This is a genomic window from Idiomarina sp. OXR-189, assembly GCF_034373425.1.
In the GTDB taxonomy this organism is placed as follows: Bacteria; Pseudomonadota; Gammaproteobacteria; order Enterobacterales; family Alteromonadaceae; genus Idiomarina; species Idiomarina zobellii.
The window spans coordinates 1,638,477-1,649,891 of sequence record NZ_CP139706.1; the positions used below are offsets into that span (position 1 = coordinate 1,638,477).

Sequence of the window (11,415 nt, forward strand, 5' to 3'; positions counted from 1 at the left end):
ATCCTTACTATTTATTGTTCGCGTTGTATTTTAGCCAACAACTGACTCACTTCTGCACGACGTGCTTCATCCGCTAATGGTCGTTCAGGTCTGGGAGCCGCTTTCAATGCTTTTTGAGCGTAATGCTCTGCTTTTGCGTAATTGCCCTGCTCAAACCAATAATCCGCGTAAAAGTAGTTAGGGTCAATGCCATCGGGGTTAATTGTTAAGGCTTTTTCAAGCAGTTGCTGTGCCTTATCATCGTCACCAAATCCGAACGGCCAACCCGGGACTTTGTAATACAAGGTACCCAGAGAGGCATAAGCTGAACCATCGAGCGCATTCGGATCTAACTCAAGCGCTTTCTCCAGCGACTTTTTCGACTCTTTCGCCAGACTCAGCGCTCCTAACCCACCTTTTGCACCTGCGTAAGTGCTTTTAATAATACCCAACCATATATGTGCGGGGGCGGACTCAGGTTCTTGCTCAACCCACTGCTGAGCATCTGCGACAAGCGCTTCAAACTCTTGCTTTTGTTTGTCATTTTCTAATTGGTAGTTCACCGTTGCCCAGCGCTGTTGAAGGTCATGCAAGCGTTGCTGACTGTTATCGCTGCTATTAAATTCAGCCGATAACGCTGGCAGCCCCAATAAACCGATTAGAACAAATGCGTATAATTTAGTGCTTTTCATGGCGGTATTCCTCAAGTAATTGATATAAAGTATCTCGTGCTTTTTTTAAACTCCGTCCTACCTGTTCAGGCCACAGCCCGTTTAGGCGAACAAATAGCCGCTCCGGCCATCCGAGTGTTCGCAACCACGACTGTCTCTCTATTTGCGTGGCAAGCTGCTGCGCAACCCGCTGCGGAGCATCCTGTTTCGTTTTTAGTGTTGTATTTAATCGGCTAATCAAACCATTATTCAGTGAGGTCTTAATGGCACGTGGGGCTGCGTACATCACATTAATATCGCTGTTCAGCAACTCCCTATTCAACGCTTCGCTAAAGCCTCGCAAGCCGAATTTGCTGGCACAGTAAAGGCCTTGCCCCGGAAAACCGATAGCACCGAATACCGAGCCGACATTTAAAACCCAACCTTTATTAGCGCTTAACACCGGCAGAAAATCATGAGTCAATGCAATGGGGACCATTAAGTTCGTAGTAATGACACGCTCAATATCATCGGCAGTAGCATTACCGAACAAGCCTTCATGAGTGACTGCGGCATTGTTAATTAATCCGGTTACCGCTGCGCCCTGCTCTGTTATAAATTTAAGCAGCCGCACACGTTCACTCTGTTGGGTCAAGTCAGCCACAAATGACGTCTGATTAAGCCGCTTTGCCAGAGCGTCAAGCGTGCCAATGGTGCGTCCTACCATAATAAGCCTGGCCCCTCGTTGACTCAGTGCTTCTGCAAGGGCTTGACCAAGTCCGCCCGCCGCACCGGTTAGTACAATAGTTTGCTGTTGCCAGTTAAACTGACTCATAGCGGCTCTCCTGCCAGTTCAGGAAGAGCGCGAAACATGTCACCGTAAAGCCGATAAACATGCTTCGCTGTACGCACAATGACTTGCTGAGCTTTTTCATCGGTCACTTGGTTCATCAACTGTTCAAAAAACTGCACATGCTCCTGGTCTAAGTCACCGTGCGACAGTAAATAGCTGAACGCAGAATCCGGTAGTTGCAGTGCGTCTTTTATTTTTCCCGCAGCCTGTGTTGCCAGCTTAACGCTAGTGCCTTCCAGCACATGCGCCATGCCGAAAAATGCCGCAGGGTGCTCATTGTCGATAGCTTGATAAACCAGTGATACCATCGCTTGGGTTGATGTATGTGGTTCACTCGACTGCGCGACTTCAACGTCACCGCCAGCCGCCTTAATATCATTAAGTATCCAGCGTTCATGGCCGTATTCTTCATTGATATACTCGATGACTGCTTTACGCAGCCACTCATCCCGAAACGATAGTTTGCTGCCACAACGCATTAATAATGGCGTGGTGTGCTTAACATGGTGGTAAGCCTGAGTTAAAAAAGCACGATATCTTTCTATGGTTATCTCACCCTGCAACGCTTGTTGAATGGCAGGCGCGCTCAGTAAATAGCGTTGTTCGTTTTGGGTTTGTTCGCATAAAGTATTAAAGAACATCATCGTATACCTCGTTAGCAGATGAATAAGTTGTAGGGTCAATAGCAACCCGATAAGCGTCTTTGATAGCGAGACGTCGTAAGCGCCCGGTGCCGGTTAACAAACCGTTGCTGACCGTGAAAGGTTCTTTCAAAACAACATAACGTTGAATGCGCGCGTAGTCCGGAAGCTGTTGGTTGACCTGATAAATAACCGAACTAACCTGCTCAGCTGTTGAAGGACTCGTCAGCACCACCAACGCTGTCAGCGGTATTTCTTCATCGCCAAATACTGCCGCTTGGTGAATCGCTTGCTGACTGCACAGTTCCGCCTCTAGCCACTCAGGGTCAATATTACGGCCATAGGCATTCACAATGATGTGCTTTCGACGCCCTAAAATGATTAATCGCCCGTCTTCATCAAACTGCCCTAAATCACCCGTGTTAATCTCGCTGGGAAACCAGCTGTCAGGGTTGTCCCAATAACCCAGCATGGTATTTCCTCTGACGACCACACCACCGTCGCGTATTGTGACAACGGCATGGTTCAGAGGGTGTCCAACCGTTCCTGGCACGACCGCAGCGGGCGCATTCAGCGCAACCACCGAACTGAATTCAGATAACCCATACCCCTGAACAACTGGCAGCCCCAACGTCAGCGCTTGTCGTTCAAGTGTTGCACTCAGACGAGCACCACCGACGGCGAGTAACTTGAACTGTTTCGCATCAATAGTCCCGCGTTTAGCTCCTTCGACAAGAGCATTAAGCAACGCCGGCGTGAGAATTAAGCTATCGGGTTGATAGTGAGATAATGCTGAAAAGAACGTATTAGCGTGTATTGATGACGAGCCTTTCAGCCCTAGTGTTTCGCCTTTAAAAAGCAGAACTTCTGCTCCTAGCCACAATGCCAGATAAACACCCGCAATATTCTCCAGAAGAATAGATAACGGCATAATAACCATGTGGCGATTGACACTAACCTCAGCAACACGCTCAGCCAAAGCAGCAACCGTGTTCAGTTGGTTTTCGACAGATAAGCAGACACCTTTGGGTTCGCCGGTACTACCTGAAGTAAAAGTAACTTTTGATGTTCCAGACGGAAGCGGTTTGTTATCACTTACCTTTTTCTGTAAGTAGGACTGCTGTTGCTGACTGAAAAATGGCGGTACCGGTATGCAAACCTTATTAGCCAGCATGAGCGCTAAGTCTTCAATCACCCACGCAATAGAGTCTGGGTTTTGTAAAAGAAAGATTCTCTGAGGTTGCTGATTAAGTTGCTCAACTCGCTTATAAACCGCGTCTACAAGCGATTGGTAACTCAACTTTTGCTGTTCAGAGGACAGTGCAATTGCATCAGGAGCAGTTAACGCGTGCTGCTGTATTCGTTCGAACAAAGTATTCATAAGGCAACCTCGCGAACAGAGATATGATTTGAATCTTGTGTCGTAATAAGTTGCTCAAAAACGCAGCCTTGCTCTAACCACCCGGCCAACACCACCGGCTGATGCTGATAGTAGTTCCCCCAGAGGTCACGTGTTGACTCAGGTAACGCGCTTTGTTGCGCGGTTTCTAATGCTGTTAATGCAATACCCAAGCGACTAAAGTACTTTTGTAGCGCACGAGTGGCGGTAAATATCACAGCGGTTCGGTTATGCGAGTTCAGAAGCCTAACTACCGCACGAAATAATAAGGGTAAGTAACTTGGATCTAATGCCGCCATTGACCCAACTTCGGCCAGGCGTTCCGGGGGAGGCAGAGGTCTGGAGTTCACCTGGTAACCTGTAATAGGTTTGGTTAAATACGTCTGCGAAAATAGCGGTTGTTCGTCAGCCAACTGAACTCCGCAAGCAGCAATCAGCTTAGCGTCATCGAATACAGCGATAAGTAAACGCGGCAAAGAGCGTAGACAGGCATTGAAGTTAAGCCAGTAACGTTCACAAATAAATGATTCAACCTGCTCACGTAACGGATGATCCGGTAATATCCAGCAGTGACGCATATGTTTACTCCTTAAGTCAGCGGCTGAAACAGCTTCGATGCTGTCACTTTATAAATAAAGACTTAAGGAAAGCTTAAGTTGCAGTCAGAAATCATGGCTTAAGCGTTTGATTAAAAGTTCCAAATTTTTTAGAAAATTAGAAAAACAAAATACTGATCCAGGTGACTATTAACAGCAGCAACGCAAAGAATACCGCAGCTGACGCTATGTCTTTTGCGCGACCACTCAACTCGTGAAACTCAGCACCAATACGATCAACAACCGCTTCTACAGCCGAATTAAGTAGCTCAGTAATGACTAAAACAAATAAGCTCATAATGAGTAGCAGGCGTTCTGCAACCGACGCTTCAACGAGCAATGCGACCGGTATTAGAGCAGCACACATAAGAGCTTCCTGTCGAAACGCGGCTTCATAACGCCAGGCAGTTTTTATTCCTCTTAGTGAGTTAAACGTCGCTTTCCAAATTCGAGTCATACCGGTATAGGCTGGCTTCATTGTCTATCCTCTCCTGGCCCCTGATTTAAAATACTCGGCACAGTTTATTAAAGCAGTCTTAAGCTTTACTTAAGGAATGCCTGTTAGTTTCTTCACGTAGTCAGTAAAAAAGAAGAGCTAACATCTATGCGGGCAGCAACGTCTAACAATACCTTATGGCAAACTCTAGCACTGTTTAAACCAGTAGCCTATTTCGCAGGAGCCACTTTGGCGCTGTTAACCTGCTGTCGTTTATTACTTGCTGGACTCTATGCAGAGCGCGTTGACAGCGCTATTAACTGGCTCGACTTTATTGTACTTGGCGTACGCGCAGACTTAATTCAAGTAGGATACTTTACACTGATTCCATTATTAGTATTGTCGCCATTAAGTGTGGTTTTACACAAATCGATAGCTCAGAGGTGGTGGCGGCGATTATGGACAGCCTGGTTTTTGATTTGTGCATTAGTGTTGTGGTTCATGGAAATCTCAACACCCGCATTCTTAGCGCAGTATGATACTCGCCCAAACCGATTGTTCTTTGAGTACCTTGCGTACCCAAAAGAGGTTTTATCTACCCTAATACATGGCTTTACTGGTTGGCTTTTCACCGGAATTGCCTCAACACTGGTATTCGTTTACCTTTCATATCGTTGGTATAAGAAATCCGAACATAACTTCCAACCAAGAGCCATAAAACGGCGTTACCTAATCGCAGTCATTCCAGTATTAATCGTTACAACATTGTTCGGCATTCGATCGACTCTTGCACATCGGCCTGCCAATCCGGCATTTTTTGCGGTCACCTCCGATGCAATGGTTAATTCATTAATTTTAAACTCCACTTACACCCTTGAGTACGCACTGTATAACCTTAAGCACGAAGCACAGGCAAATCGTGTTTACGGGAAACTCACTGACGACGAGATCATTAATGAAGTACGAAAAGTGCCCTATTTAGCCAATTTAGAGTTTCCATTTGCTGAGTATCCTACCGTGCATTACCAACCTGCCTCAGCCAAGCGCAAAGTACCTTTAAATATTGTGGTCATTCTGGAGGAAAGCCTTGGTGCGACCTTTGTTGAGTCGCTCGGTGGTAAGCCATTAACGCCGAACCTTGAGCGTTTAAAGAAACAGGGATGGTGGTTTGAAAACCTCTACGCAACCGGTACTCGCTCAGTCAGAGGTATCGAAGCCGTAATTTCCGGTTTTTTACCAACCCGTGCTCGCTCAACCGTCAAGCTGTCTGGGTCACAGCGTCAGTTTTTCACGCTCGCAGACGCGCTTTCCAGAAAAGGCTACAACACTGAGTTTATATACGGAGGACAAGCCCACTTTGACAATATGGCGAGTTTCTTTGTTGGTAATGGGTTTCAGTCTGTCATCGACCAGGACGACTATGAATCTCCCCAGTTTGCTGGTAGCTGGGGAGTTAGTGACCAAGACTTACTGAATAAGTTACATCAACGCTTGTCACAAGCCGATAACTCAGCCCCCCAGTTTACTCTTGCGTTTACCTCGTCAAACCACGAGCCATTTGAGTTCCCTGATGGTGAGATTACATTAGCAGAACAACCTAAGCAGACGGTCAACAATGCGGTTAAATATGCTGACCATGCACTCGGTGAATTTTTTGAAAAAGCACAGAAGAGTGACTACTGGCAAAATACATTATTTCTAGTGGTCGCTGACCACGACACTCGAGTTTACGGCGATGAGTTAGTCCCCGTCAGCAAATTCCATATTCCGGGACTCATTCTGGGTTCGGATATTAAGCCAAGAACCATTTCTGCAATTAGCAGCCAAATCGACTTAGCGCCAACGCTATTATCTCTTGCCGGCATATCGGCCTACTTACCGATGGTAGGGCAGGATCTTAGTCAGCCCGATGTGCAACCGGCCAATCGAGCTATGATGCAATTTGGCGACAATTATGGTTGGCTGGAACAGCATATTAACGGTCCACGTTTAACGGTGCTGCACGTCGATAAATCAGTAAAACAATTTCGCTATCAATCATCGTCACAGTCACTAGCGCCAATTGAGGGCAAACCGCAACCGGAGCATATCCGCAAGGTCCAGGCTTTTGCGATGCTGCCGTCTATTTTATATCAGCAACGAGCGTACTTTGTGCCCAGGCAATAAGTTAGCTATCAACTATCCCCTCCTGCACACAAACGCAGTTCCGACCGGCATTTTTCGCTTTATATAATTGCCGGTCGGCCCGCCGAATTGCATCGGCGGCCGCTTCATTGGCTTCAACAGGCGCAGCCCCCATACTTAAGGTTAATACAGGCAGATCAGCTTGTTTGTACTCATGCGTAATCGTTAGCTCGACTATGGCATCACGCAATTCATTCAACTTTTGCTCAACAGACTCTGCAGCGGGGATAATTATTGCAAATTCTTCGCCGCCATAACGATAAACTTTCAGGGGTGTTTTGTCGCGCAAGCAATCGGCTATTTTTTTCAACGCTCTATCACCTGCCTCATGCCCGTAGTTGTCGTTGTATGGCTTAAATTCGTCAATGTCGGCCATCATTAAATAGTAAGACTTCCCTGACTCGATAGCGGCATTCAAATCCTTGTCAAAAGCTCGACGATTAAACAGCCCTGTTAAACCATCCATATGCGCCAGTGCGTCTAATTGCTTATTCGCCTCAGCCAGCTCTGCTGTACGTGACTCAACTTGTTGCTCCAGTTCTGTTTGAGCCGAAATAAACCGAGCCGCCATCGTTTTAAATGCATCTAGCGCTTGTTTAACTTCACCCCGGGCTTTTATAGATGCCGCTCTATGAGATAAAGCTTCCTGATAATTACGCTGCCCCATTAATGACGCTACTGTTGCTACTTCGTGCAAAGGTTTACTGATTTCTCTTTGAATAAGCCAGTACGTCATCAACAGAATAAGTATGACTAAGCCGACACCCGCCGCTACCAATCTAATTGGAAGTTCTACCGCTTGTTTACGAATTTCACTCAATGGGTAGGCGGTAATGTGCCACCAATTCGGGCCAGCTATTTTATCGACAATAAGCAGTTGTCCCTCTATCTCGCTCTCTAAGATAAAGGACTGACTCGTCCAGTTTTCGCTTGTTACCAAATGACTTAGTTGCTGATACAAAGGCTCATCATAGGTTTCTGAAGTAAGCGTTGAGCGCTCAACAATAGCCTCTTGCGCCAGGTTTGAAGCGGCAATTAAATCGCCTTTTGTATTTAAAACGATGTGTTCTGATTTCGGTCGTTTTTTCTCCGTTAAGTCATTTAATAAACTACCTAATGCGACATCAAAACTCGCGTTTGCTAAATGCTGTCCATTTAAATCAATAGGTTTTTGGTAGGTAATAGTCCACACATCAGCAGAAATATCGTAATAAAGCCCCGTCCAGTTGGGAGTTCGATCTGGGTTTTCACTTTGCAGTGTTGATTTAACCACCGAAAAGTCAGTAATCACCAAGTCTTTATCAGCCAAGAGTCCCCACGGAGAGTCCACTGAATACATTAATAGCGCATTTTCAGGCATTGAGAAGTGAGTGTTAGCAACGTCTTTTTGCCACGCAGGTCCCAATTTGCTCAATGTCAATTGAGCGGCTATAACCCGTGCTTTCAGCTCATCACTTATTGACTTATCTCGGGGGCCCAAAAAAGCACTCAAGTTCTCAAAGTGATTAGAGTTAACCGCTATACCGCGATTAAATTCAGGCTTTAACCGTAAAACGCCGGGAGAGGTTTCTTGATACCATGCATCAAACCGTTGAGTAATGTCTTCGGTAGTTCGCGCTATGTCGTATTGAGAAAGAAACTCGTCCGCTAAAATATTGGCGTTACTTTCAATACGCTTAAATAATGCCTGGTTACGTTCAAGGGTAGGCGCTAAATCCCGCTGTAGAACGGTTATAACCTGCTCTCTGGCGTTGTTATAGGTTGTTAGAAAAGTAATAGACGAGGCAATAAGAACGATAGAAATAGCCCATATACTGATTTTTACCAGCAAAGCTGTCGTTAACTTCTCTCGCCGCTGTAATCGGCGGTCATCCTTCCGTCTTTCCAAAATACTAGACCATTGTTTTTTTTCGTAAATCTAACAAGTATTTTGAACAAATGCTATTATCAAGACAAGCTAAACAACAATAATCGGAACCAAGGTCAACGTTATGAAAGAAATTAAATGGGGCTTAATTTTTGTAGTAGCCATTATTCTGTGGATGATAATTGAGAGGTTGGCAGGCCTGCATACCCACAATATTCAGTACCACGCTATATTTACTAACGTATTTGCCTTGGTTGCAATCGTCATTTATATCTTAGCGTTACGCGATAAAAGAGCGTCGTTACCCAATGAAGAAATGACCTGGCTACAAGGCTTTATTAGCGGTTTGAAAATTGCGGTCGTTGTTGCGGTGCTGTCACCAGCGGTTCAACTGTTAGTCCACTACGTCATATCGCCGCAGTTCTTTCCAAATATGAAAAATCACGCCATTGAATCTGGCATGATGAGTGAAGACCGAGCTGAAAAATATTTTAACCTGACATCGTACATGATGCAGTCAGCAATAGGCGCCTTGGTTATGGGAGCTATAACCGCCGCTATTGTCGCTTTCTTTCTAAAACGACGCTCTTAAGGGCGTCGTTTAATAGTTTTTATTTGATTAATAGAAGCCACTAAAACAAAGCTTAGTATCATCAGAAGATACCAAGAGCCAAACTTTGAGAGCGATACCATTTCCCATTGACCATGTTGGTTTGGATAAACCCAAACATTCGCATAAGTCGCTAAGTTTTCAGCTATCCAGATAAAAAAAGCGACTAAACTCCAGCCGACTAATAGGGGCATACTGCGGTACTCAAAATCTACCCGATAGTAAACTCGAGTTCTATAGAATAAAGCAATAGTCCCCGCAACCAAAACCCAACGGAAGTCCCAAATAAAGTGATGAGTGAAGAAGTTAATGTAAATTAGCGCGACTAGAATAACGGTCCAGCTGTGGTTGGGGTAATAAGAATACCTAAAATCAAAAATTCTCCAGACGCGAGCAATATAACTACCCACCGCGCTGTACATAAACCCTGTAAACAAAGGAACGTTGGCGATGCCAAAAATATACTCTTCCGGGTAAGCCCAAGAACCAATGGCATCTGACGTTTTAAAAAGCTCCATAATCGTCGCAACTAAATGAAAGATCAGAATAACGACAGACTCACGTAACGTTTCGAACCGACAAAGAAGCAAAAACACCTGAAATACAATGGCGGAAATAAAGATGAAATCGTAACGGTGTATCGCTTCAATGGGATAATACAGTTTGGTCGCTAACATAACGAACAACAAAAAGCCGCCAAAAATACAGGCATACGCCTGCTTGACTCCAAACAACCAAAACTCTCTTATAAAAGTTTGGATATCCTTATCTCCCTTTTGCTATTTCACCTTACCACTTACGTAAAACCAACGCCCCTGTTCGCGGACAAAATCGGAGTGCTCTTCCATAAAACCCACATCAACACCCTCTTTGTAAAACGCTCGGAAATGCACTTTACCTTTATCGCCTGTTTGTTCAGAGGACATGACCTGTAATTTTAGCCAATCGGGCGAGTCGGATAGGTCAAGCGACATGGGACGTGTACTGGGATGCCAGGTTTTAAGTAGGTAATTGGTCAGCTGTTTTACAAAGGCACAATAACGCGAGCGCATGAGTTGCTCTGGGGTTTGAGCGTAAGCTTGATTATGGTGAAGTTTTTCACAGCATTGCGCATAGCTATTGCCGCTGCCACATGGGCATTGTTCTTTCGCTGTCATTTATTGAATGATCTCCACCTCTACACAATTGCGACCATTTTCTTTTGCCTTATAAAGCGCATCATCCGCCGCCTTTAATATTGTATCTGAGTCATGTGATGATGAGAGAGAGCAGGCTACACCAGCACTTACCGTTACATTCTCAGTCCTATTTCCAATAAAAACTGATAAGCTTTCTACCGACCTTAGAATAGTTTTTGCGATGGACTTTGCTTTTACTTCATCTGTATTAGCAAGTAACACAACAAACTCCTCACCACCATAACGAGCAACTAAAGTTGTTTCACCATGATTAAAGTCATTTAATGTATCGGCAACACTCTTCAAACAGGCATCACCAGCGGCGTGTCCGTACTTATCGTTAAATTGTTTGAAAAAATCAATATCCATATAAATTAACGATAAAGGTAATTCATTAGCATTACACTTTGCTATTGACTGCTGCAATTGCTTATCAAAATGACGACGATTTGCCAGTGACGTTAAGTCATCGGTACAGGAAAGATACTCAAGATCTTCTATTGCCTTATCCAGTTGCAAGGTTCGCTCTTTGACTTTTTCATCCAGCAGTTTGTTGATAGCTAAAAGCTCTTTATGAGGATCTAAAAAATCAGTGAGGTTATGAGCACTCCCCCATATATGAGTAATCTCCCCATCTGCATTTTTTATTGGAACTATAAGCGTTCTGAATAAATATTCTTTTTCACCAACAACTGGGCGTTGTTCAAACTGTACGGAATTACCGCTAGCGATAGCTTGGTAGTATCCTTTCAACATCTCATCAGCATCACCTATTTTATTGGCTAGCCGACGAATAGAAGCTCCCGGTACTTGCTCAGGCTCCAGTCTTTGCGCTGCTGGGTTCGCAATAACAATAATAAAGTCATCGCCTTTCACTTCAGTTATCCAGAACGGGTTTAACGATTTCTCATAAAGTTGTTCAAAAAAATGCTGAAGCTCTGATGTTTGTTGAAATAGTTTTTCCACTAGACTATTTGTTCTTACGATGCAAAGGTATTTTGTAACACCTCTGATAAAGAAGG

Annotated in this window: 12 protein-coding genes; 2 read left to right on the forward strand and 10 right to left on the reverse strand. The window is 44.7% G+C overall.

The window, feature by feature from the left end; all coding sequences use genetic code 11:
* Positions 1-11 precede the first annotated feature (11 nt).
* The 6 genes from UM402_RS08110 to UM402_RS08135 all read right to left on the reverse strand — a co-directional run bounded on the left by UM402_RS08110 (position 12) and on the right by UM402_RS08135 (position 4,596).
* The gene (locus UM402_RS08110) at positions 12-671 is read right to left on the reverse strand and encodes a tetratricopeptide repeat protein (protein WP_058578911.1); all 660 of its coding nucleotides are present in this window, start codon (positions 669-671) and stop codon (positions 12-14) included.
* Complete coding sequence (locus UM402_RS08115; protein WP_058578910.1) at positions 658-1,464, reverse strand: SDR family oxidoreductase; 807 nt, start codon at positions 1,462-1,464, stop codon at positions 658-660. The genes UM402_RS08110 and UM402_RS08115 overlap by 14 nt, the downstream gene beginning before the upstream one ends.
* Complete coding sequence (locus UM402_RS08120; protein WP_058578909.1) at positions 1,461-2,126, reverse strand: TenA family transcriptional regulator; 666 nt, start codon at positions 2,124-2,126, stop codon at positions 1,461-1,463. The genes UM402_RS08115 and UM402_RS08120 overlap by 4 nt, the downstream gene beginning before the upstream one ends.
* Entirely contained in the window at positions 2,113-3,504 is a 1,392-nt protein-coding gene (locus UM402_RS08125) for an AMP-binding protein (RefSeq protein ID WP_063744327.1), read from the reverse strand. The genes UM402_RS08120 and UM402_RS08125 overlap by 14 nt, the downstream gene beginning before the upstream one ends.
* Positions 3,501-4,100, reverse strand: a complete 600-nt coding sequence (locus UM402_RS08130; RefSeq protein ID WP_058578908.1) for a thermostable hemolysin — start codon at positions 4,098-4,100, stop codon at positions 3,501-3,503. Before UM402_RS08130 ends, UM402_RS08125 begins: the two co-directional genes overlap by 4 nt.
* A 136-nt stretch (positions 4,101-4,236) precedes the next feature.
* Complete coding sequence (locus UM402_RS08135; RefSeq protein ID WP_054487232.1) at positions 4,237-4,596, reverse strand: diacylglycerol kinase; 360 nt, start codon at positions 4,594-4,596, stop codon at positions 4,237-4,239.
* A gap of 126 nt (positions 4,597-4,722) precedes the next feature.
* Between UM402_RS08135 and UM402_RS08140 the strand changes: the two genes are divergently transcribed.
* Positions 4,723-6,720 (forward strand): LTA synthase family protein, encoded by a 1,998-nt coding sequence (locus UM402_RS08140; RefSeq protein WP_058578907.1) that lies wholly within the window; start codon positions 4,723-4,725, stop codon positions 6,718-6,720.
* Position 6,721: 1 nt separating this feature from the next.
* On the opposite strand, the gene UM402_RS08145 is transcribed toward UM402_RS08140, so the two are convergent.
* Positions 6,722-8,626: a diguanylate cyclase domain-containing protein gene (locus UM402_RS08145; RefSeq protein ID WP_058578906.1), complete on the reverse strand. Its 1,905-nt coding sequence runs from the start codon at positions 8,624-8,626 to the stop codon at positions 6,722-6,724.
* Positions 8,627-8,729: 103 nt separating this feature from the next.
* On the opposite strand from UM402_RS08145, the gene UM402_RS08150 reads away from it, so the two are divergent.
* Positions 8,730-9,197 (forward strand): DUF4199 domain-containing protein, encoded by a 468-nt coding sequence (locus UM402_RS08150; protein ID WP_322295278.1) that lies wholly within the window; start codon positions 8,730-8,732, stop codon positions 9,195-9,197.
* Here the strand turns inward: UM402_RS08150 and UM402_RS08155 are convergent.
* The 3 genes from UM402_RS08155 to UM402_RS08165 are packed head-to-tail and all read right to left on the reverse strand — an operon-like array spanning position 9,194 to position 11,359.
* Positions 9,194-9,949 carry a DUF817 domain-containing protein gene (locus UM402_RS08155; protein ID WP_322295279.1) on the reverse strand — a complete coding sequence of 252 codons (756 nt, stop codon included), beginning with the start codon at positions 9,947-9,949 and terminating at the stop codon, positions 9,194-9,196. The two genes, UM402_RS08150 and UM402_RS08155, sit on opposite strands and share 4 nt — an antisense overlap.
* A gap of 45 nt (positions 9,950-9,994) precedes the next feature.
* On the reverse strand, positions 9,995-10,372 hold the full coding sequence (locus UM402_RS08160; protein ID WP_058578903.1) for a YchJ family protein: 378 nt from the start codon (positions 10,370-10,372) through the stop codon (positions 9,995-9,997).
* Positions 10,373-11,359, reverse strand: coding sequence for a sensor domain-containing diguanylate cyclase (locus tag UM402_RS08165; RefSeq protein WP_058578902.1), 987 nt, complete (start codon positions 11,357-11,359; stop codon positions 10,373-10,375).
* Positions 11,360-11,415 lie beyond the last annotated feature (56 nt).

Excerpts from the sequence above, each read along its gene's own strand:
- UM402_RS08110 (WP_058578911.1), bottom strand. The coding sequence starts at position 671 with ATGAAAAGCACTAAATTATACGCATTTGTTCTAATCGGTTTATTGGGG.
- UM402_RS08115 (WP_058578910.1), bottom strand. The coding sequence starts at position 1,464 with ATGAGTCAGTTTAACTGGCAACAGCAAACTATTGTACTAACCGGTGCG.
- UM402_RS08120 (WP_058578909.1), bottom strand. The coding sequence starts at position 2,126 with ATGATGTTCTTTAATACTTTATGCGAACAAACCCAAAACGAACAACGC.
- UM402_RS08125 (WP_063744327.1), bottom strand. The coding sequence starts at position 3,504 with ATGAATACTTTGTTCGAACGAATACAGCAGCACGCGTTAACTGCTCCT.
- UM402_RS08130 (WP_058578908.1), bottom strand. The coding sequence starts at position 4,100 with ATGCGTCACTGCTGGATATTACCGGATCATCCGTTACGTGAGCAGGTT.
- UM402_RS08135 (WP_054487232.1), bottom strand. The coding sequence starts at position 4,596 with ATGAAGCCAGCCTATACCGGTATGACTCGAATTTGGAAAGCGACGTTT.
- UM402_RS08140 (WP_058578907.1), top strand. The coding sequence starts at position 4,723 with ATGCGGGCAGCAACGTCTAACAATACCTTATGGCAAACTCTAGCACTG.
- UM402_RS08150 (WP_322295278.1), top strand. The coding sequence starts at position 8,730 with ATGAAAGAAATTAAATGGGGCTTAATTTTTGTAGTAGCCATTATTCTG.
- UM402_RS08160 (WP_058578903.1), bottom strand. The coding sequence starts at position 10,372 with ATGACAGCGAAAGAACAATGCCCATGTGGCAGCGGCAATAGCTATGCG.